The organism is Nostoc sp. DSM 114159 (genome assembly GCF_053470285.1).
The window spans coordinates 6,516,704-6,542,007 of record NZ_JBPFEH010000001.1; the positions used below are offsets into that span (position 1 = coordinate 6,516,704).

Below are 25,304 nucleotides of genomic sequence, written 5' to 3' on the forward strand. Positions count from 1 at the left end.
AGTCTGCTACAATACTTAAACATTGGTTACTTAAAAATTGAATTCCACATTTTGAGCATTAAGTGAGCATTATGGTAAACACTGGCAAAACACCAACTGGTAAAACGAAAAAAGGACAAGTAGCGGTAAGGATAGATTCAGGGAGTATCAAAGCCTGTTTCCCTAGAAGTTACTGCAACAAGGGACAGATAAAACTAGCAACTGGTATTTCACTAATAGATGGTTGGGAGAGTAAAGCCAGTCAGCTACAGAGGCGATTACAAATCGAACTTGAGGATGGAAAACTAGATGACGGTGAAGGGAATTTTAACTTGGGACGATATCAGGAGATTTTAAAGGAATACGGTTTACAAGCAAGGTTGAGGTTGGTGAAGAGTGAAGCTACCTTAGACGACCAACTACCGCCCAAGCCTGAATTGTCCATCATGGAAGTTTGGGATATGTACTGTTCATTCAGGAGAGAGAGCTTGTCTGAAACTGTGTATCAATTGAAGTTTAGAGGAGAGTATTTGCGTGCTATAAAAAAATCGCTTGACGAAACTGGGGAGTCTCCTTTAGAGATGCGTAACTGGCTATTAATCAATTACAGTCATTCAACAGTTAAACGAATTCTATCTTGTTTGTCAGAAGCCTACCGATTAGCTATTAAGCAAAAAAAAGTCAATGAGAATCTTTTTGATGGAATGGCAGAGGATATTAACACCAAGACCAAGCGTGAGCGCATTATCGACCAAAACAAGGAAATAGAAAATGATGACGACGTTTTAGACAAGAGCAAAGCCTACACATGGGATGAGGCGCAAGAAATACTAAAATACATCCAAAGTGACAGCAGTAGAGTCAAGCATTATTACAATCTCATTAAATTTAAATTTCTCACTGGCTGTAGGACGGGTGAAGCAATTGCTATTTGGTGGGTAGATGTTGAATGGGATAAAGAAAGAATACTACTAAGAAGAAATTACAACAATCGCCTCAAAATCTATAAATCCACTAAAAACGATACAACGCGTATGTTTCCCATGCCTGAAAACGGTGAACTATGGAATCTCTTAAAATCCATCCCACAAGGGGAACCGAATGAGAATCTATTCAAAAATAAGGCAGGTAAAGCGATAAATTCTGATTCACTACAACGTGTATGGCATGGGTATGAGGGGTCGCGCAATAAAGGTATTATTCCTGAGTTAATCAAGCAGGGTAAGGTCAAAAGATACCTACCTTGTTATAATACACGTCACACTTTCATTACTCACCAAATATTTGATTTAGGCAGGGATGCAGCAATAGTCAATGCATGGTGTGAACACAGTGAAGAGATGTCAAGAAAACACTATAGAGATATTGCAAGATATGCAACACAAATCAACCCTGAGCTACCAGTTAACCAACACTCACAACAACAATCAGAACTTGACCTACTTAAAGAACAATTACGCAAGCAACAAGAACTGATTGACAGGCTACTACAAGACAAGCAATAGCCGACACAAAATACCCCAGGATAGTGTAGTGCTACCTTGGGGTATTGTTGTAAAGTGACACTCAAAAGTGTCATTTTTTTATGTCAAAAAAAGTGTCATCTCTGAATGTCACTTCAGAATACTAACCCACCAAGCCTACCGTTTACATCGTAAAGCACTACTTCCTTGTTCATGCCCGGTATCTCAACTACCGCATACCTAAAGCGGACATTAGCAATAGGTCTAAATCTTTTACCTTCACGCTGTTTACCATATATAGTCTTTTTAGGGGATTTAGGTTGTGAAGTCTTTTTAGGTTCATGTTTTGTCAGATTGCTTTCTGAGAACACTACGTCCTGGACTTCCAAACACCTTCTGATAATGTCTACGGCGTCTGCTTCAGTTGTGCAGTAAATTTGCAATCTATACCCCTTAGCAGTGTCCTTGTAGGCGTATATATCTTTGCCCTTGGTGAACTGAACACCCTTCCCAGCGCTTACGAATTGCTGTTTTATTTTTGTTGCTAATGTATGAGCATTGTCAGGTGTAAATGTTGCCGATGTTTCGTTCATCAGTCGAAAAGAGATTTCAGCGTCCACTTTTGTGTATCCTTTAGGAACACTCTCAGCATCCTGTGAAAAATACAGCTTTACCTTGGGATGCCCTTCAACAGGTGCATCAAAATTCTCAGCACTTCCATGAATTACTGCAAGATTTTTTTTGCTGTATCCCAGTAAATCAAAGAATAAATCATGCCTCATTTTGCGAATGCTATCACTGTCATCATCTAGCATCGTACAAGCAACGCGTAAACTACTCCGTGCATCACTAAGATTAGGCTCCCATCCTGGCTCGTGGTCAGAAAAATACGAGCGTACAAGTCTATTGAATTGTAGGTTGTACTGTCCTTGTAGATGCTCCCAAGGGTCAAAATTTTCAGGTAAGGTCATCTCTAATCACCCCCATCAAATAAATCTTCTGCCAATGCATCAACAGCTTGCGAGATAGATTTACCTAAGTCAAATTCATCCTTTTTAGGTTTGTTTTCTTCTACGGCTATGCCTGGTGTCTTATCTGTTCCATCAGGATTTTTATCACCCTTTATTGCTGCCTTGAATTCCGCATCAGCTTGTTCGATTTGTGTTTTTGCGTCCACGATACTCAGTGGTACTTGTACCACTGTCTCGATAGTACTTGCTGCTATTTGTGCATTCTCAAGTGCTACAATTGCACGATTATGGTAGTTAGGTTGTGGGTTAAACCATTCATAAGCTTTCTCACCCACAACACCCCACTTTTTGAGAGCATTACCAATTTTCGATGTTTGTCCACCAATAACTTCTAAGGCATTCATCGTGACATTTTGTGCGTTCTGTAGTGCATTAAAAACATTAATTGTCGCTTGATATATTCTATTAGCCGCCGCCCACTCAGCGCTTAATTTCGTATAGTTTTCACTTCCTATTGCGTCCTTTATAAGTGTTTCCGTGGTCTTGCCAATAATCCCAAAAACGTCAATTGGCGTACCATCAAGTCCCTTTGGAAGTACTAACCCAAGTATTGTATTAATAATTCCCCCAAGCGTTTGCCCTAGGTTGCTACTTAGCATTAATGCGTTATGCATTGTCGTGGCAAAAGTTAACACCGCTAGCGCTTTCTCAACATACGTGTTGTTAGCAATCGCCGTTATCAACGTTGTTATCGCTGCTAGTTGTGTGGTAAAAAACGCTTTCACGCCTCCTACAAGACCTGCTGAAGTTGAGTTTATATTGGTGCGAGTTTGCGCGTGTTGGCTGATTATCAGCGCTCTTAAGCTTGCTACATCTACTGGATTCACGTCTTTGCCGTTCCTTCCGTCTTTGCCAGGTAATCCATTTATGCCATTTTTCCCATCTTTGCCGGGTACACCAGGTACCTGTACCACTGTTGTGATACCATCTCGCCCAGGTACACCTTGTAATCCCTGTAATCCCCTCTCACCCTGCCTACCAGGTATTCCAGGTACGCCCTGCAATCCACGTAATCCACGCAGTGATTTTACGCCCTGATAAAGTGTGATTGCAGTGAGTGCAGTAGTCAGTGCTGTACCTGCTTTACTCAAAGCATCACCAGCAATCCGCTTTGCTTGTTCCCCTATCCCCTGAGCTTCGGATGCTTTTCTATAAGCAGTAGTAGCATTTTCGTTTGCTATTCCAGCATTCCTCACCGCACCGTCAGCAGTTGTTTGTGCTGACTTGGCGTTGCTGTTAGCAATCTGCGCGAAATTCTCTGCACGAGTAGCTGTTACTTGTGCAGCACCAGCTTGCAATTTTGCGTCATCACCAATACCTTTGGCATCAAGGGCGATATTTTTCGCCTCAGCAGTGAGCGCTTCGTTGCGTCCTATACGATTTTGTAAACCTAGTAGTTTTCCAAGAATTCCTGATACAGAATTGCCTAATGCTGCCAAGCCACTCTCTACAGCATCAATGCGACCACCCAGTACGTTAAGTGTTGCTAGTTGTTCAAATAACACTGCAAATGTACCAATAATGTTGAAAATTTCAGCAATCCGCCCTGCAAGCCTACCTATGCCATTAAGAGCTTCGGTGCTAATGCCCACGGCGTTCGCTGCTGCTACTACAGCCTTACTTGCTAAGGCTTCCGCCCTTGCAACTGCCTCCCCTAGCGCACCAATACGACCTTTAAGCCCTTCAACTACACCCTTTAAACCACCTACCGCTGAATTTGCCTCCAATGCTGTATTCGTTGCACTCACCGCTTTCGCTGTCGCACCTTGAGCCTCGGCGATAGCTTTCCCGGATTCCCCGATGGCGCGGGCGGCACTACTCTCTGCTGTGACTGCTTTAACCTCTGCGCCTATCGCTTTGTCGTAAGCAGCTACAGCCCTTCTCTCTGCCTCGGTTGCAACTCCGTTCGCTACGTTCGCTCTAAAAGTCGCTATTTCGGCATCTCTGACTGCTTGAGCCGCTTTTAAGTCGGCTACTGTAGCTCGGCTGATAGCGCTAGATGCTGAGTTTTCTGCTGATTTTGCTACACCCATAGCTTCAGATGCTTTGTCAACAGCATCTTGTATTTTTGGTCGGAGAGGAGCAATCAACCCTGATGCAATTGCAGTTGCAGCAACTTCAGCTATGCCAGGAATTTGCGGAATAATACTTGCTTCAGAAGCCTTCACCGAGCGGCGGACAATTGAATCTTCATCTACGTTTTTTAGTCTGGCAAGTTGTGCTTTGACGTCATTGATTTGTGCTTGTAGCTTATCACAGCAATCGCACTTGCCAGCGCAATCGAGCGCAGATTGCATACTCCCAATTACGCCGGAAGTACTCATAGTTAATCACAACTCCGATTCTTTAACTTACCTGCCAAATCCTCTATTCGTGCCCAATCAGTGCTGCTAATACATTGTCCACTACATCCCTTACTCCCACAATTAATCTCGCAATCCGACAAGGAATTATATAGACCAAAAGTGCCATGAGCGCTTGAAGGTACACAAGCCCCATTGATGCAATCGTATTTTTGCAATATCTGACAAGATGCAGAGTCAGAGCGGTAAATCGTGTAAGTTCCATCAGCGAACGACTCAGCATTATTGAAGGAAGTATACGCATATCCCCAATAAGCCTGATCGTTAGCATTGGAATGATAAGTAATTTGAGGTTCGCTAGCATAATAAATTGCTTGTTTTGTGCTTTGATTCCGACCTGTGACTACATCGCCGCTAATACACCACCCTTGAGTCATGGCTTCTCCTAATAATCTCCAGGGTTAATAGTAGAACCAGTATCAACCTTGGCAAATGATATCGTCTTCTGGTCTAGTCGATACTGAGTATTGTTTGTACCTCTGGTAGTAAACCCAGGATATCCATCGGCAACTATCAACGATTGATCAATATTGGAGTCAAAGTTTGCTTGGGTGAGGTAACTTTCAGCATTGACCACAATTGATGTCAAGTGTGCTTCTGCTGATGCTGTGGCAGGAGTTGATAATCCCGCCGCCACAAAAGCACTATCAGGAATAAATAAGCCTGACGTAGTAGTTGTAGCACCGTTCGATAAGCGTGTTGCACCTGCGCCGAAAATCTGTACTAGTGTTGGCTCTGACATCGTGTCTCCTTTTATACTTATAAGTTAAATAGTATTTCCGTACTATCCTGATGTCAAGTATTTTTTTTGATTTACGTACGAATTTGTGGAACCCTTAAGACATCCATATAGTGAGAAGCTTGCCGCGACTGAGTTACAGTGAGTTCATACACAAAGAAGGAGTCTAAAACCGAATGGCTGCTACCGCAAAAAAGAAGACAACTTATTTCATCAATGTCTCTTCCACTAAAGTTATACGTATCAAGGCAGTAAAAGCCAGTGTTGGCAACCTAGCGGACAACCTGGGATGGACAGAAAGTACTACTGGTGAGGTTCCCGATGGGAAGACCTTAGTGGGTACTGGCACATCCGAAGCACTACTTAATGGCTGTTTTCCCGTTGCAGTCTATTACTCTAAAGGTGGTACTGAAAGACGTGCTATCGTACTTGTCTCCCCAACCAAGGCTGACACGATTGCCACAGAAGCGAAATCCGGTACTTATGCGGGTAGTCAAGTTATCCGTGTTACCGCAGTTCGCCGCCGTAAGTTCGTTTACTAAAAATTGCACTCTTTTTTCATCGGTCTTTACTAACACTTGAAACATAAAGGATAAAGAACATGGCTGCTGGGTTTGTTATCGCAAAAAAAGTCGGAAGTAGCGTCACCGCATACTGGACAGGCACAACCTTTACCGCTGGTGGAACAGACAACGATCTACTGGATGCAGACTTCATTACTCAGATTACTGATGCTCGTTTTGTACAAGGTAGTGTACAGGCTGCTAACACTGACGTTGACATCGTCAAGCTTGCTGCTGATGAAACGATTACCTTGACACCTTGATAAAGTGATTATCTGGAATAAGATATTTGAGCGTAGTTACTACAATCTTCAGGTTCCTAAGCGTCCAAAAATCGATATAGTTCATAATCTCACGGGCAATATCATTGCAGTGGAAACGGGCAAGATAGGTGGATGGGATTACCGATTTATCGGATATCTAGCACCCTATGTTTATATACCATCAATAGGTGAGAGAGCTTATACGAATTGGCGGCGGCTGTATATAGGGAGACAGGTAATCAACCTACAACCTGAAGATATACTTGGTGGGCTTGAGATAATACCGAAGCCCTGGATTCCCGACTTAACCATTAGGATGTGGGAAGGACTGGACGGCATCTAGCGCACTGATAAACAAGGAATTGATTGCGTGTATCCATCATAGTTTTATGCTGTGATGGATATTTTTTTGAGTACAAGGGTATGCACTGCCAAGTGACATCTAAAAGTGTCATTTAAAGTGACATAAAAAAGTGTCATCTGATTTAGTAGAGGTAAATACTATGAATGAGGGTCTTATGTGGATTATAGGTTTAAGTTTCCCAGCGTTCGTTAGCTTGTTGGTGTTGTATCTACAAGAGAGAGCATTACACCAACGTCAAAGACAAGCTGATTACATGGCAAAGGAAAGAGCGTATGTGCTTATCGAAGGTGACATGAATGCACTAAAAAACACTACAGAGAAAATGTCTGTAGTGCTTGATAGGGTAGATGATAGGATGGACGCTCTTAGTGAGCGTGTAGCACGTGTGGAAGCTAAACTTCCCTAGCGCTAATAATAGCTGCCACCAATGCTTTTTTATTTATGCTGCCATAGCCCTTAATTTTAAGGTCTGTGGCTATTTTTTTTGAGTTCTCTGATAGATAGGTCGTTTAATGGGGTTCCTGTGGCTTACCTTAAACAGAGGGTAAGGAGCGATAAGGATTCCGTTGTTTGGCGTGGTCAAGAATTTCCTTGCAAGCGATTACTTGTTTGAACGTCTCAGGACTGGCATCATAATATGCTTTAGCTTCTATCACTAGGGACTCTGAAACCTCTTGTAGTTCTCGTTTTTTAGTAGCAAGACTATCTTCAAGTTGCTTAATTTCCTCTTGTATAGAGGCTTTTTTGGTGGTAAGCTGGTTTATTTTTGCTGAGTTATCGGATGGTTGTTGATGTCGTAACTGTGATACCGCGTTGTAGCTACCAGTTTTACGGATAGATGGCAACACTTCACTGAAGACCCAATCTTGGAACTTTTCTGCTGATTCTAGCTTGCTACCAAAAATGAGTTGATAGATACCAGCTTCTTCAAGCACGGTTACAGACTGGATTCCGCCGGGAGTTACCGTTTTGGTAACACCTTTGTTCTTTTTAGAGACCTTTGTTGATACGGTTTTGCTAGGGTCAACATACCCCAGGACAGAAGCGATATCGTTACCTATTGGCTTGCCTTCGACAAATCGTATCTCGTGTGACTCAAAATTGAAAACTGTTAAGTCTGTCATTGTTTTTTTGTGAGTAGTTTTTAGTTATTAGCGTAAATCCTAGTATTCCCAATCATGGGTAATACCTTTCACACCTTGTATCTGTGAAGTGACACTCAAAAATGTCAGTTTTAGTGTCACTAAAATATGTCACTCTGAAAATGTAGGGTATTAAGCTAGAAAAAAGCCTAACTGAGGATATTGATTAACTCATGATTCATCCCCCGATTTGTTTTCTTTATTACCTTGTGCATAAATAGCACTGGCATCAATCCCCAGTCTGTTCAAAAGAAGCCTAAGCGTTGATACAAGCTTGCGTGCCTGCTCATAACGTGGTGAAGTACTTTTTTCATCACAGATTTTTTCCCACGTATCAACCTCTTTCTCTAGGTCAATCAAGAGTTGATAGATATCATCTAGTTTGTCAGCGATAGAGATTGGGACATATTTTTGCATTACCTCACCAGCGTATTTTTTCTTCCTCCCTGAACCCGGCTTTCTCGTACCGCTACTTGGTATACCTCTAGGCATAAATTAAAACCTCATTGTTTTTAGAACCTATTGCACATCCCACTAGTACTAACCAGTGGAATGCATTGCCTTGTTTCAACTTATAGATTGTTGGGAAAATTCGATGTTTGACCCTAGCCAGAGCTTAGAAAATGTTCACTCACTCATACCAATACAGGCACGCAAACGATTTTCATCCACATCAGGGTAATGTCCGCCAATATAATGATTTTGTAACTGTCCGGCAGTTGTTGCATTTGTAATTACCATAGTAAACCTCCAGTTACCACCGATGCAATCAATACGGTAAGTCTGTCCAGTAACAATCCCTGTGAATTCGCATACAAAAGGATGTTCACCGTCAATCCACTCAACTCGCTGACCAATTCTGTAAAGGGGAGAGGGTATAGAGATAGTAGAAGGATGGACGGTTTGTTGAATAACGGTCATAATAATTTAGCCTCTTGCGTAGGTTGATTACGTGAGATGGAAGTCGTCGTTCTATGAGGTGCGAACTCATTGGACGGCGCGTTTTATTGTGTGTATGAACGGGAAAAACAATCAGTAGTTGAACAAATGACGGTCAGGGTCATGACCATTGTCTAGACTGTTCCGAACGGCATCAATCTGACTTCTTAGGGATTGATAAGCTTTGTCTAGTTCAGCAAACTGTTCAATCATTGTTTGAGGTGTTACCTCATCTGTTAGCCCAAAAACAAGCCACCCTAGCTCTCGTGACTTGGCAATTACCTCAAATGTATCGGTCTGGATAGTCTCTAGTTCGTAATTAGGGGATAACACAATATGCTCCCTAGATTGGGTGTACTGGGCATTAACAGCGCTATGGAATCGATGAATCTCTGAGTCCCTTGCTGTTGTTTGCTTATATCATTTATAACAGATAAATAAAAAACGTCAACTATTTATAACAGATAAATAAAACAATAAGCTACAACGTATACTGTGACTTGATTTTAAGGTAAAACTTAGTTTGAATTGTCAACAAGGACTTGTAGGTATGTTTTTGTTGTGTTTTTAAGGCTTTTTTGTAAGCTACAATCCTTGGTAAATAAGGTCATTCTCAATAGTTGGCATCAGATATTTTAGCGATATCGAGTATACCCTGTGTTCGTAGATGACATCTAAAAGTGTCACTCAGAGTGTCATATTTTGATGTCATCTCAAGCATTGAGGTACTTGTTAGCCTGTTTTGCACGTTCGATTATTTCCTTGGCATCAAGCACCTGTTTCACTAAATCAGGATTTGTGTCAAACACGTTTTTTGCTTCATTAAATAGCTCTTGCTGAATAGCTTGTAACTTGCGCTTTTGGTCGGCTAACTCATTCTCAAGTACTTTAATGTCTTGGCGTATTAGCGCTTCACTAGACCTTAATTCAGTAAGTTTTGACGTGTTAGCTAGTGGTAGTTGTTCGACAGCAGAAGCCTTGGCAATACGCTCGCACTCAATAAAATACTTGCGGATAGCTTTGCCTTGCTCTGTACCCGCCAGCATTCCCAACATTTTGAAGCATTCAATGCTGAGTAGTAAAACCTCGGAAGGTCTACCACCGCTGCTTTTCGAGCCTCCCCTCAAAAAGTCTTCATTGATAATAAAGTTGTTTTTGAGCGTATCAGCACAGGTACGCTTGTTCGTGTATCCCAACCACTGCCAAGCATCGTTGATATTGATAGGGAATTGCTCATCAGACTGGTAAAGGGAAAGTGCAAGTGATTTATCGAATGTTAAGTTACTCATTGTTTCAATCCTTTGTGTATGTTGTAAATCAAAGTGACACTTAAAGTGACATAAAAATATGTCATCTAAATATGTCACTTTTGCTTGATACCCTACCTTGCGCTACTACGGTGAGTTGCTGGTTACGTTTTTGCGTGGCTTGTTTAGTCCATTAACCTTAATAAGATTCTCAATCTTCTTCTTGTAGTACAATTTATCATCCCCTTGGTATAGTGCTACTACCATACGTAACCCTTGCACGTCATGAGTTTTAATGCATTCCTTTTCTACTTCTGAGTAGTCCTCATCTGTCACAAGGAACCGCCCAAAATCTACATAAATGTCCAATACTTTCTTTGCTATTCGCACGGCTTCTCTTTTCCCCTGCGGGACTACCATCTGCCATTTAACTGTCATCACACCTTTACTAATAATCCTTTCATCCGTAGCTCTTACTATCCAACTATCATTGATGTATTCACGAGCATCCACAATGCAAGGTGATTCATGACAACTAAGTGTTAAAAAATCTGCAATCAAGTTTACCTTGTTATCCACCATTATTGGAACTCCTGTTTAATGCAAGCTGTATATTTAGATGGAAAACGATTAAATAGATGTTATTACTTGCAGGTTATGAACACATAAAGTTCTCTAGATTTGAGCATTGTTTGAACATTACCACTGTGTAACAAAAACTACTTAAAAAGGGTATTTTGTACTTAAAAATCGCAGTTTGAGCATTAGGTGAGCATCTTTAAGAGAATAAAAACTGAAAGTATTGATAATACGTGCTTTTATGCCAACATCGCTGTTGGCGGATGTTTTGTGCAGGGGAGTTTACTGATAATCAATACACAATTGAAGGCACAACATTACACGATCGCGTCCACACCACAAGCGATATACAGCGAGGAGAAACTTGGCAAGTTCGAGCAATTTGGCTGAAGTCTGAGCAATATAAACTCATCGGCAAATCTGATTTAATTGAAGCCGAATCAGGTCAAGTTTATCCAGTGGAATACAAACGAGGACGCAAAGGCGAATGGGATAACGATGAGTTGCAAGTTTGTGCCCAAGCCTTATGTTTAGAAGAAATGACAGGAGAAACTGTTACTACTGGATATATCTATTATGCCCACTCCCATCAACGGCAATTAGTAGAGATTAATCAAGAGTTACGGCAAAGTGCGATCGCAACTATTGAATCTGTGACAAATCTCCTAGAAACAGGAACAATGCCAAAACCAGTTTACAGCAAACGCTGCCAAGGATGCAGTCTTTATTCGCAATGTTTACCCAAAGCAACCGATAAAGTCAAAAGTTATCAAGAAGTAAATTAAATTATACCCCGATACAGTTCATAATGAGCAACGAAACCATCATGTAGAGACGCGATTTATCGCGTCTTTAAAGACCAATTCTCTACACCAATAACCCTTGTTAATCTGGATTGAATTATACCCGATAACTTTCTTTATCCAATCTCCAATTATTACTAGGAATCATCAAAAATGGGAACAGTTTACGTAACACAAGCCGATGCTTTTATCGGTAAAGTTGACGAACGTCTCACCGTCAAAGCTGAACAAAAAACAATCTTGGATATCCCTTTAATTAAAATAGAGGGAATTGTAGTACTAGGACGGGCTACTATTTCTCCCGCCGTCGTCAATGAACTTTTAGAACGTCACATTTGTTTAACATTTCTCACACAAAACGGAAGATATTTAGGGCGTTTAGAACCAGAAACTACTAAAAATATCTTTGTTCGGAAAGCCCAATGGCAAGCTGTGGGAGAATCAGAACCAGCAATCCATTTAGTCAGAGGATTTGTGCGGGGGAAATTAAAAAATTACCGCCATAGCTTACTTCGCACTCAGCGAGAACATCCCGATACTGACCTGAATAATAACATCACTCGATTAGAAAACGCGATCGCACCAATCGAAAACACTAACAGTATTGATTCTCTCAGAGGCTTAGAAGGTGCTGGTAGTGCAGCCTATTTTGGTTGTTTTCAACAGCTAATCAAAACCTCAGAATTTATATTTGAAGCCAGACGCCGCCGCCCACCAACCGATCCAGTTAATGCGTTACTGAGTTTTGGGTATTCATTGCTACGTCATGATGTGCAAAGTGCTTTAAATATTGTTGGCTTCGATCCTTATCTAGGATACTTACACGTCGAGCGTTATGGTAGACCTTCCCTAGCCTTAGACTTGATGGAAGAATTTCGTCCTTTAATAGTGGATGCTGTAGTGTTGTCGCTGATTAATAAGCGATCGCTAACCCTAACTGACTTTACCACCGAACCGCTCAGTGGTGCTGTGTCTTTAACCAAAGAAGGACTGCATACATTTCTTCGTGCTTATCAACAAAAGAAACTATCAAGTTTCAAACATCCAGTCATGGGAAACAAATGCACCTATCAAGAATCCTTTGAAATTCAAGCGAGATTATTAAGTAAATACCTAATGAACGAAATCGATAAATATCCTCCCCTAATTCTCAAATAACTTGTCATTTGTTCCTCTCCCGTACTTTACTATGTATATTGTTGTCAGCTACGACATTCCAGAAGATAAACGTCGTACTAAAATCCATTCTGTTCTCAAGTCTTACGGACAATGGATGCAACTGAGTGTGTTTGAGTGCGATATCACTCTTACTCAGTATGCTAAACTGCGATCGCGTTTATCTAAATTGATTAAACCCGACACCGATAGCGTGCGCTTTTATTTTCTCTGTGGCTGTTGTCAGCGAAAAGTCGAACGCATTGGCGGAGAACAGCCACGAGACGAAACAATTTTCTTTGCTGAGTCTCCTTCTAGCTAGGTTCCTGCATCTCAAATGCGCGGAGGGGTAGGTGTAGAAATTTCACAGCCAAAAAAAATGCTTCTATCCCAACTACAGTAAGGCTTTGAAGCCATTATTCCCCTAATCCTCATCCGCGCAATCCCTGAAATGCTTATCAAAATACGATTTCAGCCTTTAAATTTTCCTGGCACTCTTTCCAAACGAATTCTCTAATGCTATGATTGCTCCAGAATCGCGCAACCGCACCTTGAAAACTAAATACAGCTTGGCTTTCAGGCTCCCGCTATTGCAATTTATCAAAATCCCTATTAGGGATTGAAACAAATTCTCGCTGGCACGGCTGAAGAGACAGCAGTAGATTGCAATTTATCAAAATCCCTATTAGGGATTGAAACACATTATTAAAGCAAAGAAGGATAGAGGCGACAAAATTGCAATTTATCAAAATCCCTATTAGGGATTGAAACCGAGCTAGAAGCCTCGCCCTCTACGAGCTAGAGCAATTTATAATTGCAATTTATCAAAATCCCTATTAGGGATTGAAACGATAGCCCACTGCCTACAGTAGACGATGCAATTAATTGCAATTTATCAAAATCCCTATTAGGGATTGAAACCAAGAACTGATTGAGAACCTACAACAATTTCCAGAATTGCAATTTATCAAAATCCCTATTAGGGATTGAAACGCTTTCACCTCATCTTTGGCAGTATCAGCAATACCTATTGCAATTTATCAAAATCCCTATTAGGGATTGAAACAATTATCTAGGTACACTCCGGCCGGCGCGATTTTTATTGCAATTTATCAAAATCCCTATTAGGGATTGAAACAAGGATGCTGGATTTTACCTCAATGCTGAGTATTGCAATTTATCAAAATCCCTATTAGGGATTGAAACTGAGAATTTGTTGATTCTTGAGAATTTTCTTCATTGCAATTTATCAAAATCCCTATTAGGGATTGAAACAAATAATTAATCATCAGGTGGAAAATCATTAACTATTGCAATTTATCAAAATCCCTATTAGGGATTGAAACAACATTCCTAAAAATTCCGGTGTTAGGCATTAATATTGCAATTTATCAAAATCCCTATTAGGGATTGAAACTCGGTGAACGATTAGCCGCATTTCCTCCATCGCTATTGCAATTTATCAAAATCCCTATTAGGGATTGAAACTGGATAAGCGATCGGTGTAAGGAATTGAAAAATGAGCAAAATTGCAATTTATCAAAATCCCTATTAGGGATTGAAACAACTGTATTTGTTAGTGTAGTTAAAGAATCAGAGGTTATTGCAATTTATCAAAATCCCTATTAGGGATTGAAACACTTTTACTGCCTCGATTGATACAATAAAAAATAATTGCAATTTATCAAAATCCCTATTAGGGATTAAAATATTTACTTATAGGTGTTCATTATTTACTGAACACCTGAAGAATTTAGTTAAGTTTCAGCAATATCTTTGTTAAGCCATCGCCTAACCGCTCAATAGATTCTTGCTGTTTCGGATCTTTTAATGCGCCATCAGCATTAAAGGCTTCATAAGCTTTGGATACTGCTACTTGGTCGGGAAGCACCAAAACTTTGATGTTTCCCAAAATAGAGCGTAGGTGAACTAGCCCCCGCAAACCACCAAGAGCGCCTGGGGAAGCGCTCATAATACTAGCAACCTTCCCTGCAAAAGCAGTCAAAGCCAAAGGTGCTTCATTTTGATATGGACGAGATGCCCAGTCAATGGCGTTCTTCAAAACTGCTGTGAGTGAACTGTTATATTCCGGCGAAGCAATCAGCAATCCTTGATGAGAAATCATCAAGTCCTTAAACGTGCGGGCGTTGGCTGGTAGTCCTTCTTGAGCTTCCAAGTCTTCATCATACAGAGGTAAGGGCAAATCGCGGAGGTCTATATAAGTCACTTCTGCGCCAGCTGCCTTAGCGCCAGCCGCCGCAATTTTTACCAGTTTTTTGTTGTAAGAATCTATCCGGGTGCTGCCAGCAAAGGCGAGGATTTTCGGTGTAGATGCCATAATTCTAGGTTGAATGGGAAGGATTAACCTGTTCAGCTGCATTATCCTGTTTTCAGGCGATCGCTATTTGTTACTTTTAGAGTTTCTTTACAAACTTTTTCTAAGTTACAAAATTACACTAATTCTAGTGAAGACTGAAAATTTGCCTTTGGAGTCGAAATATGAATGCTCACAAGATAGAAGTCGTTTTAACTGAAGATGGAACTTTGACACTACGCGGTTTACCCTTTCATGCCGGAGATGCTGTGGAAGTGATTATTCTGGAAACGAAAACTCCACACCACCAAGCAGCGCCTAAACCCAAATTTGAGACAAATCCAAATCTATTACACAACACACAGCCATACCGTTATGACGATCCAACAGAACCCGTCGCCCTAGAGGACTGGGAAGTTTTGCAATGATTGTACTTGATACTCATATTTGGGTTTGGTGGGTTCAGAACGATTCACGACTGACTAAGCAACAGCGACAATGGTTACAAGATTACAAGTCTGATGGTTTAGGAATCAGCATTCTTTCTTGTTGGGAAGTAGCCAAATTGATAGAAAAAAAAAGACTAGTTTTACCTTTGGCTATTGACAAATGGCTAGAAGCTGCTTTGAGTTATCCAGGAGTACAACTATTAGATTTATCTGTGCCGATAATCATTGACTCAACTCAATTAAACGGCTTCCATAGCGACCCATTTGACCAACTTATTGTGGCTACAGCCAGATTTTATGATTGTCCTTTGTTAACTTCAGATACCAAGATTATTAACTACTCTGGTGTGAAAACACTGAAGTAGATTTAGATCGCTATTTGTTACTTTTAGAGTTTCTTTACAAACTTTCTCTCAGATTATGGCGAATTGGTCAGATTCTTATCTCGGCAAGTTACGACAAATTGTAGGCGATCGCCTACTTCTATTATTTGGGGCACGCGTGATTATCGAGGATAATTTGGGGCGCGTTTTATTGCAAAAGCGGAGTGATTTCAAACTTTGGGGGCTACCTGGCGGTTGTCCTGAAATAGGTGAATCTGCCGAAGAATGTTCAGCACGAGAGGTTTTTGAAGAAACTGGTTTAACGGTTAAGCGTTTTGCAGCTGTGGGATTTTCTTCTAACCCATCCTTTGAAGCTGTAACTTATCCTAATGGCGATCGCGTCCAAAATTTCATTTTAATTTTGCGAGCCGTTGAATGGTCAGGTAGTCTCGCTTGCTTAGATGGAGAATCGCTGGCGCTGGAATTTTTTGATTTGATAGATTTACCTACATTAATGCCAAACGATCGCCCCGTTTTAGAAAAGTTTCAAGAATACAAAAAAAGCGGCGAATTTCAATTATTCTAAGAGTTTTCCAAAAAATAAATTATCCATTTTGTGGAATGGGCATCTTGCCCGTCCTAATATTGGGGACGGGCAAGATGCCATTAGTGTCAACTTAAGGTTAAAGCCAGTCTAGAAAAAGCTTTTCGCAGATTATATCGTTCCCAGTCTCCGACTGGGAATGCCCCTCATTGAGGCTCCGCCTCCCTCTCCTCGCGGCAGAGCCGCCAAGAGTAGCATTTCCAGCCAGAGGCTGAAAACGAGGTTTTAAACGAGATTTGAAAAGAGTTTTAGCTTAAGTTGACACCAATGGCAAGATGCCCATCCCACAATAAAATTTGGGATATTTTTTTATTTGTCAGTCCCTAAAGCATTTTTTCTAAAAACTGCTTGGCGCGCTCGCAGCGAGGATTTTGGAAAAACTCGCTAGGAGTAGTATCTTCAGCTAAACTTCCCCGATCGAGAAACATAATCCGATTGGCAACTTCTTTGGCAAAGCCCATTTCATGAGTAACGATCGCCATTGTCATTCCAGATAGTGCTAAAGCTTTCATCACTTCCAGCACATCTTTGACCATTTCGGGATCTAGTGCAGAGGTGGGTTCATCAAATAAAATCATCTCAGGTTCCATTGCTAATGCACGGGCGATCGCTACTCGCTGTTTCTGTCCCCCAGATAGTTTGGATGGATACACAGACACTTTTGATTCTAAACCTACCTTCTTCAGCAATTCTAAGCCATGTTCTGCTGCTTTTTGCTTGTTTACTCCTTTCACCTTTATGGGCGCGTAGGTGACATTTTCCAGCACATTCATGTGGGGAAACAAATTAAAATGTTGAAATACCATCACCAAATGCTGGCGTACTTTCGCAATGTTGGCCTTGGGATTGGTAATTTCTTGGTCGTGAAAGTAGATTCTGCCTCTGGTGGGTTGTTCCAACAAGTTTATGCATCGCAGAAAGGTAGACTTACCTGAACCAGAAGGGCCTAATATGGCAACCACTTCCCCTTGGTAAAACTCAGTGGAAATATCTTTGAGTACGTCGAGTTTGCCAAAGGATTTACATAAGAATTCCGTGCGAATGACTACATTACTCACTTTCCCGTAACCTCCTTTCTAAAGCGGATGCACCCAAGGTCATACCCATTACCAAAACATAGTAGATTAACCCTGCAAATAGCAGTGGTTCAAAATAAATATATTTGTTTGCACCAACAATTTGGGCGCTGCGTAATATTTCCACTACCCCAATAGTTGACACCAGCGCGGAATCTTTGAGTAGTCCAATAGTTTCATTTACCAATGCGGGGAGAATGTTCTTCAATGCTTGGGGCAAAATCACATCCCACATCATCAACCAATAGGGAACACCCATAGACATCGCCGCTTCACTTTGTCCTTTATCCACCGCTTGAATTCCACCCCTGATGGTTTCCGACATATAAGCGCCAGAATTCAGGGTAAAAGTTAGCACCCCAGCCTCCAATGCAGAAATATCATAGCCTGTAAGCTGGGGTGTTGCGTAGTAAACTAATGCCAACTGTAATAGCAAAGGTGTACCTCGAAAAACAGAGGTGTAGGCGTTCGCAACCCAGGTAAGCGGCTTGATGCCGAGAATTTTTAACAGAGACAGGATTGTTCCCCAAATTAACCCCAAGGTTACAGATAATAGGGTAAACAACAAAGTTAATGGGATTCCCCGCAGAATAAAGGGAATGTCGGGAAGAATTCTGGTGAAGTCGAGATTCAATCCGCCTTTAGCAGGAGTTGAAGATGCAGAATTGGCGGCGGTATTCTGTGAAAACCATTTGGTTACTAGTTTAGGCAATGTGCCATCGTCTTTCATTTGTTGAAGGACTTTGTTAAACGGTTCTACAAAAGAAGAACCTTTAGGAAAAGCGATCGCCGATCCACTTGCCTCTTCTGAGGGAATAGTATTAAATTCCAAATCTGGGTTAGCTTGGGCAAATCCCTTCGCGACGGTATCCTCAACAATTGCGGCATCAATTCGCCCAGATTTGATTTCCTGAACTACTTCCGGCACTTTGTTGAGTTGCTTTAGCTGAATACCCGCAACTTTTTTAGCAATTTTCTCAGCATTTTGTTCTTGTATCGTTCCTAGTTGCACCCCAACTTTTTTTCCTGATAAGTTTTGGGGCTGCTTCAGATTGCTACCTTTAGGAGCGACAATAGTATCTTTAGCTTCGTAATAAATAATTGAAAAATCAATATTTTTCTGACGTTCTGGAGTCGGAGTCATCCCAGCCATGACAAAATCAGCGCGATTTGCTTGGAGTGCAGGAATTAACCCATTAAAATCAGATTCCATTATTTTAAGTTTAAACCCTAGTTTTTCAGCAAGGGTTTTGGCAATATCTATATCAAAGCCAACAATTTGGCGATCGCCTCCTTTCGTATCATAAAACTCATAAGGAGGATAATCTGGGGAAGTAATCATCGTCAGCGTGTCTTTACCCAAAGATGAAGCAGCTTTTAGAGAATTACTATGTCCTGTGATGATGCTGATTCCTACTGCTGCTACAACCAGTATCGTTAATAGCCATCCTTTTTTTTTCTTCATAAAATATTCCGCACCTTAAACTGCTACATCAATCGAGCAAATAATACCTGTGATATCATGTCCGCTGAATGGCTATGGTGTACACACAAATTTTCTAAATATTTCCCTACTTCTTGCCCTGCAATGCCATTGCATCGGCTTGTTATGCCATTGCATCGGCTTGTTATGCCATTGCATCGGCTTGTTATGCCATTGCATCGACATGTTATGCCATTGCATCGACATGTTATGCCATTGCATCGACATGTTATGCCATTGCATCGACATGTTATGCCATTGCATCGACATGTTATGCCATTGCATCGACTTACAAGCCCTAATTAATGCATGGTAAAGTCTCTGCTTAGGGAACTCCAATAAATTATTCAATCTTGTGGGGTGGGCAACATGAGCGCTCAATTCACAGGACGGGCAAGATGCCATTGGTGTCAACTTAACGTGAAAGCCAGCCGAGAACAAGCTTTTAGATATTGTCTCGGTTGTCTCGTTCCCAGTCTCCGACTGGGGATGTTCGTCGTTGAGGCAGAGCCTCAAGACTTGCGGCAGAGCCGCAATGAGCAGCATTTCCAGCCAGAGGCTGGAAACGAGGTTTGAAAGGGAGTTTGAGCTTAAGTTGACACCACTGGCAAGATGTTCGTCCCACAAGAAATATTGTGATATTTTATTACTTGGAAGTCCCTTAATCCCATGAAAACTTCGGGACTGTCAAATTCTGACTTTAGTCGCTTCCAGCAGCTTAACGCTGGCATAAATTGCATCAATATAAGGTGTGGGAATTTGAGTAAGTTTTCCTAATTCTGCCACCGCGCCAACGATCGCATCTATCTCCGTAGCGCGTCCGGCTTCAATATCTTGCAACATTGAGGTTTTGTGTGCGCCAACGTTTTCTGCGCCATTAATTCGCTGTTCTAAAGTGATGCCAAATTTTATACCTAAGTTTTCTGCGATCGCTTGAGTTTCACTCATCATTCGCCCTGCTAGTTCGCGGGTGAGGGGATAGCGGCAAATATCCTCTAAAGTCGCGCCAGTTAAGGCACTGATCGGATTAAATGCCACATTTCCCCACAACTTGATCCAAATTTCCGTGCGAATTTGATTGCGGATTGGTGCTTTGAATCCTGCCTGTTTTAAAGTTTGTGCCAATAATTGGATGCGATCGCTTTTACTACCGTTGATTTCACCCAGAGTAAAGCGATCGCCTTCAATATGTTTAATTACACCTGGTTCAATTATCTCAGTTGCCGGGTAAACCACACAACCAATAGCGCGTTCAGCACCGATACTAGTTTCAATAATCCCATCTGGATCGACAGATTTAATTCGCGTACCTTCAAACTCACCGCCATGCTGACGAAAGTACCACCAAGGAACGCCATTTTGGGCTGTCACCACCATTGTTTGAGCATCGTAGAGTGCTGGGAGAAAAGGTGCGATCGCCGGAACACTGTGAGCCTTCACAGTTAAAATTACTACATCTTGCGCCCCTGCTGACTGGATATCGCTAGTTGCCAGAAATGGAGTAGCAATTTGGCTAGAACCATCTGCCATGAACAACTTCAGCCCATTTTTTTGAATTGCCTCCAAATGAGAACCACGCGCGATTAATGTCACCTCTTCACCTGCTAGTGCCAATTTTGCCCCTAAATATCCACCAATCGCACCCGCGCCAACAATACAGATTTTCATTTGTTCAAAAGAATTATTAAGTCGTGGAATACGGTATCCAGTCGCTTTTACCCTCAGCAAAAAGCGGGGTGAGATTTATAGAAAGTGGTATTATCTGAATTAATTATCTATCAATGTTTGCGGTACTGTACTTCGTGGTTGAATTCATCTTGGTTAGACTCAATATTTTTAAAAAATGTCGATCTGACAAACCCTAGATTCTGTAGTAAGGCAATAGAACGGTGATTTTTTACATCAACGTCAGCACTAAAATCAAGATTTTTGTATGTCTCAACTAAATAATTAATCATACACTTCACCGCTTCGAGCGCATAACCTTTTCCCCAGAAATTAGGGAAAAATACATATCCAAGCGTTGCACTATTATCTATAGTAATTGTTGCTTGAACATATCCAACGTAGCATTTCTCCACAATAGACCAGACAGCCCAGTTCAACCAAATCTCCGTTCCATCCGGTGATTGACGACGTGCCAAAACCACGTAGCGATCGCGAAGCAATTGAACGCTTTGTGGCGGCACATCTTCAATAAACTTGTATATACTAGCACTCTGTAATCCATTAAAAAGCAGTTCGGCATGATATGGTTCTAGTGGTTCTAAACAGAGTCGTTGAGAGTACATTTTCATTTGCGATCTAGACCGAATACCTTCGACTAGCTTACCTTCAACATCAATCTGTGAATGTAACAGTACCCGATATTGATTAACCCTCAAACAGCTACGCTTTGCAGCGCTGACAGCAGGTCTTGATAAACAGATTTTGAGGCAGCTACAATCAATCCAGGCATACTATAATTTTGACAAGTATGCAGTGGCGGTAAAGTCGAACCGTCCAGAGTAGTTACAATCCAGCCAGCCTCTTTTGCAATAAAAGCGAGTGCAGCACTATCAAGAAATTTGCCCGATTTAATCGCTGCCCCACTCAAATCGCCACTGAGAATACCATTGAGATTGGGGATTTGAATATCACTAGAGTAATCATTCGCTATATCGATTACTTTATATCGATCTTTTAATAAATGTGCGATGGAATTCATTCCCCACCCCAATAAAATAGAAGGTTTGGCGGATGTTATATCTAATGGGGCACAGGCTTCTAAGTTCATGTCTAGCGTGCCTTTAAAAGCACCTTCACCTCGAAGGGCGTAAAAATAAACGTTTTGGGCAGGAGAAATGGCAATTACGGCTTCAAAGTCATCCGCATTTAGAATACTGAGAATAATTTGATAATTAGAATGTCCATCCATATAAAACTTCGTACCATCAATCGGGTCAAGTGTTACTAAGTAATCACCTTCTGAACCGAGTTCGATAGCGCGAAAATATTTGGTATTATTAGAACTTTCATATTCTTCACCATAAAAGCGAATATCTGGAAAAGTTCCTAGTAATACTACTTCTACTAGATTTTGAATAGCCACATCTGCATCAGTAAGGGCGGCACTAAAAAAGTTGTTTGCTTGTTCTTTGGCAGGAAGTGCAGCAATTTTTGGTTGTAGAAAATGGGCATAGGCTGCTGCTACTTTCAGATGGGGAAGTAAAGTCTCTAAAATTAATCGAGTAGTTGGTGTTGTGGACATTGCAGCAAACTCCTTTTAGAAATAGTCTATCGTCAGCAGGCGATAGAATTCTATATCTAGACAAAATTACGGTATCATTTGGATGCAATGATACCACCGTTGCTATATTACTTTAATCTGTATGTTTCAATGAACCATAGAAAAATCGCAAGTTTTCTAGTAAATTTAAGAGTCTAAGACCGAACGTCAACACTTAGTACAGTATTTCATTAAATAATCGCGAATTAAATTTGACCATACCCTACAATGCTAATGCGGCGGCTGCATTGTTAATGCATCGGCTTGCATTGTTAATGGATCGGCGGCCTTGTTAATGCATCGGCTTGCATTGTTAATGGATCGGCGGCCTTGTTAATGCATCGGCTTGCATTGTTAATGGATCGGCGGCCTTGTTAATGCGGTGGCTTACATTGTTAATGCGGTGGCTTGCATTGTTAAGGGAACTCCAAGAAATAAATTATCCAATATTGTGGGGTGAGCATCTTGCCATTGGTGTCAACTTAACGTGAAAGTCAGCCTATAACCAGCTTTTAGATATTGTCTCGTTCCCAGTCTCCGACTGGGAATGCCGTCAAGGAGGCTCCGCCTCCCTTGCTGGCGGCAGAGCCGCCAAGAGCAACATTTCCAGCCTCTAGGCTGGAAACGAGATTTGAAAAGGCTTTTTAACTTAAGTTGACACCAATGGCATCTTGGCCGCCACATAAACGCGTAGCAAGATCCCTATAAGGGTACAATTTTGAATTGTTATTGATGGTTTTAGGAAACTTTTTCGAGTTTCTTCTGAGTAAATTTGGATAGATTGTGGCCTTTGAGTACTGAAAATGTGCCAAGAGTACCAAGAATGAGTAAGCTCAGGATAGAAGTAGGTTCAGGAACAGTGACTATAGTTGCAGAAAAACTAATAGGTAACTCACTATCTTCTAATCCTAAATTTTCAAAACCTGGTATGATTGGCGGCGCAGAAAATACCTCTAAATAACCTGGTGTCGGCAAAAAACTCGCAAAAAATGGACTAGAATAGTTTCCTCCCGAAGTGGAATACCCAAAACCATCACCTGTTAACTGCTGAGTATTAAGACTAATTAAATTATCAACATTAAAAGGTTCGTTTCCGGGGATCGGAGTCCCAGCGGGTTGCAAACCAGTAATTGTTTCACCATTTCGCGTACCAGTAATTCCAGTAATTAAGTAAAAACCCAAATCATTAGGGGTGTCATTAGTGGTGAAAGTACCATTCGCCTCTATGCCAGTACCAGAATAATTCCAACTCCAACTTAAAGCAGAAGCAGATGGCATTGTCCCGAAAACTAATCCAGATGTGGTGACGAGGGCTATGGCAGATAGAGTTAGATTTTTCATGGAAGTCGTTACTGCGATCGCGGATCTTGTAGAAGGCTCCCGTGTATTATACGGAAGGAAAGATAGTATTATCAATCTTGGCTATTTCCTTAGCAGCGATTGCATAACCACGCCAAAGCAGCATCAACATTACTAACCTGCTCCCCTGGCGGGATCGCTGGACGATTTACCATCACAACCTTTACGCCGAGTTCTCGCGCTGCAATTATCTTGGGCTTTGTGGCATCGCCACCGCTATTTTTGCTGACGATGGTATCAATGTTATTCTGAATCAGAATTTGTCTTTCATTATTGAGAGTAAAAGGGCCGCGATCGCACAATACCATCCCCGGCGGTACTAAAGCATCATCGCTAGGAGGGTCAATCATCCGCATCAAAAACCAAATTTTCTCTAAATGAGCAAAAGCGGCGAGTTCTTGCCTACCAACTGTCAAAAACACTCGCTGTGACTGATTTTGCAGCACGGTTGCTGCGGCTGCAACACTATCAACTTCAATCCAGCGATCGCCACTTTCTTTTTCCCAAGGCGGACGGATTAACATCAAACGGGGAACTCCAACTTCCGTTGCTGCATCTGCCGCATTGCAGGAAATCTGACTAGCAAAAGGATGGGTTGCATCAATTAATAAGTCGATTTGCATGACTCGCAGATAGCTAGCCAATCCAGCCACACCGCCGAAGCCTCCAACCCGTAAATCGCCCAGAGGTACTGACGGTTCGCGGGTGCGGCCAGCTAGAGAGGTGATTACTTCTAACCCTTGGATAGTCGTAACTTTGGCAGCTAATTCTGCTGCATCACCTGTCCCACCCAGAATCAAAACGCGCATCATTAAGATAAAGGTGGAATTTTTGCTAAAATCCCCTTTTTCATCGCTTCTGGACGTTCTGACCAAGGCAGCAAACCATCTGCTTTAGCATAGTATTGACTAGCACATTCCAATACCGCAGACGCACTCCCATCAACGGCTAAATCACCAAATAAATATGTTAATTTGCCTTTGGCACTAAAGGCAACTACACAAGAACGATTACAAGCACTCATGCATTCAACTTCCTGAATCGGGAATCGATCTCGTAACTCCCAATCTTGTGCCAGCTGCTGAAGTTGGTGTAAAAGTTTTTCACCACCACTTTCACCTAAGCGTTTTCCATTTTGCCAAACACTGGCACAGGTTTTGCAAACAAATAAAGTATGTTCAGCAACTTCCATTGGACTGGTTGGGGAAATATTTACAGTCGTAGTCATCTGTACCTCGCAGATATGTGAAACTAATAAATCTATTTCGGCGGGCATCCTGACTCACTCAATTTGAGATTTTCGATTTAGTTCCTGAATCTCAAATTAGTTCACAGTTGCGGGACAGTGCCGGATTTGCACCGAACTTTCCCCGTTACCTCTGGTGGCTGACTCCCACCAGAACCGAATAACCTTATCGATCGTACACTAAAGTTATCGGAGAATACGAAACAGCAAACTTTGCGCTCACGCTCAAACTGGACGACAACTAGATAAAATACTGTGCATCTTTACTACTTTAACGTGAGTCTCCAACGGAGGCGCACCTGCGGGAAGGGCGAAAGAAACAAGTCAAATCCTCTTCCCTTCTGCCTCCTGCCTCCTGCCTCCTGCCTTGTTTCTTAGGAGTTCGATGAACTTCTCCCGGACAACCTCCCTCTCCCACAGGCAAAGGGAGGAGCTACGAAAGATTAGGGTTTTGGCTCCCCTCTCCGTGTCGGGGAGGGGTTGGGAGAGAGGTCAAAAAAGGGCTTGTCGAACTCACGTTACTTTAACTGTATCAGTTAGAACTTAAGGGGT

30 protein-coding genes, 1 CRISPR repeat array and 1 riboswitch are annotated in these 25,304 nt (G+C 41.7%); of the genes, 11 read left to right on the forward strand and 19 right to left on the reverse strand.

Annotated features, from left to right (window positions below; all coding sequences use genetic code 11):
• Positions 1-71 precede the first annotated feature (71 nt).
• Positions 72-1,484, forward strand: a complete 1,413-nt coding sequence (locus tag ACR5KR_RS27540) for a site-specific integrase (protein ID WP_445628414.1) — start codon at positions 72-74, stop codon at positions 1,482-1,484.
• Between the two features lie 113 nt (positions 1,485-1,597).
• Here the strand turns inward: ACR5KR_RS27540 and ACR5KR_RS27545 are convergent, their stop codons facing one another.
• From ACR5KR_RS27545 to ACR5KR_RS27560, 4 genes are read right to left on the reverse strand one after another with little or no spacing between them, the layout of a single operon-like run.
• On the reverse strand, positions 1,598-2,413 hold the full coding sequence (locus ACR5KR_RS27545; protein WP_448268687.1) for a hypothetical protein: 816 nt from the start codon (positions 2,411-2,413) through the stop codon (positions 1,598-1,600).
• A gap of 2 nt (positions 2,414-2,415) precedes the next feature.
• The gene (locus ACR5KR_RS27550) at positions 2,416-4,797 is read right to left on the reverse strand and encodes a hypothetical protein (RefSeq protein ID WP_448268688.1); all 2,382 of its coding nucleotides are present in this window, start codon (positions 4,795-4,797) and stop codon (positions 2,416-2,418) included.
• 2 nt (positions 4,798-4,799) lie between these two features.
• Positions 4,800-5,213 (reverse strand): hypothetical protein, encoded by a 414-nt coding sequence (locus ACR5KR_RS27555; RefSeq protein ID WP_448268689.1) that lies wholly within the window; start codon positions 5,211-5,213, stop codon positions 4,800-4,802.
• Positions 5,214-5,221: 8 nt separating this feature from the next.
• A complete protein-coding gene (locus tag ACR5KR_RS27560) occupies positions 5,222-5,578 on the reverse strand; it encodes a hypothetical protein (RefSeq protein WP_448268690.1) in 357 nt (118 codons plus the stop codon).
• A 173-nt stretch (positions 5,579-5,751) separates the two neighbouring features.
• On the opposite strand from ACR5KR_RS27560, the gene ACR5KR_RS27565 reads away from it, so the two are divergent.
• The 3 genes from ACR5KR_RS27565 to ACR5KR_RS27575 all read left to right on the forward strand — a co-directional run bounded on the left by ACR5KR_RS27565 (position 5,752) and on the right by ACR5KR_RS27575 (position 7,171).
• Entirely contained in the window at positions 5,752-6,117 is a 366-nt protein-coding gene (locus tag ACR5KR_RS27565; protein ID WP_448268691.1) for a hypothetical protein, read from the forward strand.
• Positions 6,118-6,176: 59 nt separating this feature from the next.
• Entirely contained in the window at positions 6,177-6,401 is a 225-nt protein-coding gene (locus tag ACR5KR_RS27570) for a hypothetical protein (protein ID WP_448268692.1), read from the forward strand.
• 473 nt (positions 6,402-6,874) lie between these two features.
• Entirely contained in the window at positions 6,875-7,171 is a 297-nt protein-coding gene (locus tag ACR5KR_RS27575; protein WP_448268694.1) for a hypothetical protein, read from the forward strand.
• 127 nt (positions 7,172-7,298) lie between these two features.
• Here ACR5KR_RS27575 and ACR5KR_RS27580 read toward each other — a convergent pair whose 3' ends face one another.
• From ACR5KR_RS27580 to ACR5KR_RS27605, 6 genes are all read right to left on the reverse strand, one after another.
• Positions 7,299-7,889 (reverse strand): BRO-N domain-containing protein, encoded by a 591-nt coding sequence (locus ACR5KR_RS27580; RefSeq protein WP_445628425.1) that lies wholly within the window; start codon positions 7,887-7,889, stop codon positions 7,299-7,301.
• A 189-nt stretch (positions 7,890-8,078) separates the two neighbouring features.
• On the reverse strand, positions 8,079-8,399 hold the full coding sequence (locus ACR5KR_RS27585) for a hypothetical protein (RefSeq protein ID WP_445628426.1): 321 nt from the start codon (positions 8,397-8,399) through the stop codon (positions 8,079-8,081).
• Between the two features lie 135 nt (positions 8,400-8,534).
• Positions 8,535-8,828 carry a hypothetical protein gene (locus ACR5KR_RS27590; RefSeq protein WP_445628427.1) on the reverse strand — a complete coding sequence of 98 codons (294 nt, stop codon included), beginning with the start codon at positions 8,826-8,828 and terminating at the stop codon, positions 8,535-8,537.
• 111 nt (positions 8,829-8,939) lie between these two features.
• Positions 8,940-9,179, reverse strand: coding sequence for a hypothetical protein (locus ACR5KR_RS27595; protein WP_445628428.1), 240 nt, complete (start codon positions 9,177-9,179; stop codon positions 8,940-8,942).
• A 380-nt stretch (positions 9,180-9,559) separates the two neighbouring features.
• A complete protein-coding gene (locus ACR5KR_RS27600) occupies positions 9,560-10,135 on the reverse strand; it encodes a hypothetical protein (RefSeq protein WP_448268695.1) in 576 nt (191 codons plus the stop codon).
• A 105-nt stretch (positions 10,136-10,240) separates the two neighbouring features.
• The gene (locus ACR5KR_RS27605) at positions 10,241-10,675 is read right to left on the reverse strand and encodes a hypothetical protein (protein ID WP_448268696.1); all 435 of its coding nucleotides are present in this window, start codon (positions 10,673-10,675) and stop codon (positions 10,241-10,243) included.
• Positions 10,676-10,905: 230 nt separating this feature from the next.
• Between ACR5KR_RS27605 and cas4 the strand changes: the two genes are divergently transcribed.
• The 3 genes from cas4 (at position 10,906) to cas2 (ending at position 12,952) form a co-directional block, all read left to right on the forward strand.
• Positions 10,906-11,457, forward strand: coding sequence for a CRISPR-associated protein Cas4 (cas4, locus tag ACR5KR_RS27610; RefSeq protein ID WP_448268697.1), 552 nt, complete (start codon positions 10,906-10,908; stop codon positions 11,455-11,457).
• Between the two features lie 171 nt (positions 11,458-11,628).
• Entirely contained in the window at positions 11,629-12,633 is a 1,005-nt protein-coding gene (gene cas1d, locus ACR5KR_RS27615; protein WP_448268699.1) for a type I-D CRISPR-associated endonuclease Cas1d, read from the forward strand.
• 31 nt (positions 12,634-12,664) lie between these two features.
• Positions 12,665-12,952, forward strand: a complete 288-nt coding sequence (gene cas2 / locus ACR5KR_RS27620; protein ID WP_152590239.1) for a CRISPR-associated endonuclease Cas2 — start codon at positions 12,665-12,667, stop codon at positions 12,950-12,952.
• A 267-nt stretch (positions 12,953-13,219) separates the two neighbouring features.
• Positions 13,220-14,340: direct repeats of the CRISPR family, unit length 37 nt; unit sequence ATTGCAATTTATCAAAATCCCTATTAGGGATTGAAAC.
• A 43-nt stretch (positions 14,341-14,383) separates the two neighbouring features.
• Here the strand turns inward: cas2 and ACR5KR_RS27625 are convergent.
• Positions 14,384-14,968 carry an NADPH-dependent FMN reductase gene (locus tag ACR5KR_RS27625; protein WP_445628433.1) on the reverse strand — a complete coding sequence of 195 codons (585 nt, stop codon included), beginning with the start codon at positions 14,966-14,968 and terminating at the stop codon, positions 14,384-14,386.
• Between the two features lie 161 nt (positions 14,969-15,129).
• Between ACR5KR_RS27625 and ACR5KR_RS27630 the strand changes: the two genes are divergently transcribed.
• From ACR5KR_RS27630 to ACR5KR_RS27640, 3 genes are read left to right on the forward strand one after another with little or no spacing between them, the layout of a single operon-like run.
• A complete protein-coding gene (locus tag ACR5KR_RS27630) occupies positions 15,130-15,372 on the forward strand; it encodes a hypothetical protein (protein ID WP_322697324.1) in 243 nt (80 codons plus the stop codon).
• A complete protein-coding gene (locus ACR5KR_RS27635) occupies positions 15,369-15,758 on the forward strand; it encodes a type II toxin-antitoxin system VapC family toxin (protein ID WP_445628434.1) in 390 nt (129 codons plus the stop codon). Before ACR5KR_RS27630 ends, ACR5KR_RS27635 begins: the two co-directional genes overlap by 4 nt.
• Positions 15,759-15,813: 55 nt before the next feature.
• Positions 15,814-16,302: an NUDIX hydrolase gene (locus tag ACR5KR_RS27640; protein ID WP_448268700.1), complete on the forward strand. Its 489-nt coding sequence runs from the start codon at positions 15,814-15,816 to the stop codon at positions 16,300-16,302.
• Between the two features lie 341 nt (positions 16,303-16,643).
• Here ACR5KR_RS27640 and ACR5KR_RS27645 read toward each other — a convergent pair whose 3' ends face one another.
• Positions 16,644-17,378, reverse strand: a complete 735-nt coding sequence (locus ACR5KR_RS27645) for an amino acid ABC transporter ATP-binding protein (protein ID WP_448268701.1) — start codon at positions 17,376-17,378, stop codon at positions 16,644-16,646.
• On the reverse strand, positions 17,371-18,861 hold the full coding sequence (locus ACR5KR_RS27650) for an ABC transporter permease subunit (RefSeq protein ID WP_448268702.1): 1,491 nt from the start codon (positions 18,859-18,861) through the stop codon (positions 17,371-17,373). The genes ACR5KR_RS27645 and ACR5KR_RS27650 overlap by 8 nt, the downstream gene beginning before the upstream one ends.
• Positions 18,862-19,248: 387 nt before the next feature.
• Here ACR5KR_RS27650 and ACR5KR_RS27655 point away from each other — a divergent pair, with 387 nt between their 5' ends.
• Positions 19,249-19,455 (forward strand): hypothetical protein, encoded by a 207-nt coding sequence (locus ACR5KR_RS27655; protein ID WP_448268703.1) that lies wholly within the window; start codon positions 19,249-19,251, stop codon positions 19,453-19,455.
• Positions 19,456-19,566: 111 nt separating this feature from the next.
• Here ACR5KR_RS27655 and ACR5KR_RS27660 read toward each other — a convergent pair whose 3' ends face one another.
• The 6 genes from ACR5KR_RS27660 to ACR5KR_RS27685 form a co-directional block, all read right to left on the reverse strand.
• Complete coding sequence (locus ACR5KR_RS27660; RefSeq protein ID WP_448268704.1) at positions 19,567-20,547, reverse strand: 2-dehydropantoate 2-reductase; 981 nt, start codon at positions 20,545-20,547, stop codon at positions 19,567-19,569.
• A 110-nt stretch (positions 20,548-20,657) separates the two neighbouring features.
• Complete coding sequence (locus ACR5KR_RS27665) at positions 20,658-21,176, reverse strand: GNAT family N-acetyltransferase (RefSeq protein WP_448268705.1); 519 nt, start codon at positions 21,174-21,176, stop codon at positions 20,658-20,660.
• 83 nt (positions 21,177-21,259) lie between these two features.
• Complete coding sequence (locus ACR5KR_RS27670; protein WP_445628442.1) at positions 21,260-22,129, reverse strand: inositol monophosphatase family protein; 870 nt, start codon at positions 22,127-22,129, stop codon at positions 21,260-21,262.
• 756 nt (positions 22,130-22,885) lie between these two features.
• Positions 22,886-23,488 carry a PEP-CTERM sorting domain-containing protein gene (locus ACR5KR_RS27675; protein WP_448268707.1) on the reverse strand — a complete coding sequence of 201 codons (603 nt, stop codon included), beginning with the start codon at positions 23,486-23,488 and terminating at the stop codon, positions 22,886-22,888.
• A gap of 89 nt (positions 23,489-23,577) precedes the next feature.
• Positions 23,578-24,315 carry a cobalt-precorrin-6A reductase gene (locus tag ACR5KR_RS27680; protein ID WP_448270353.1) on the reverse strand — a complete coding sequence of 246 codons (738 nt, stop codon included), beginning with the start codon at positions 24,313-24,315 and terminating at the stop codon, positions 23,578-23,580.
• A gap of 2 nt (positions 24,316-24,317) precedes the next feature.
• Complete coding sequence (locus tag ACR5KR_RS27685; RefSeq protein WP_445628444.1) at positions 24,318-24,734, reverse strand: DUF1636 domain-containing protein; 417 nt, start codon at positions 24,732-24,734, stop codon at positions 24,318-24,320.
• A gap of 22 nt (positions 24,735-24,756) precedes the next feature.
• Positions 24,757-24,928, reverse strand: a riboswitch (cobalamin riboswitch).
• Between the last annotated feature and the right edge of the window lie 376 nt (positions 24,929-25,304).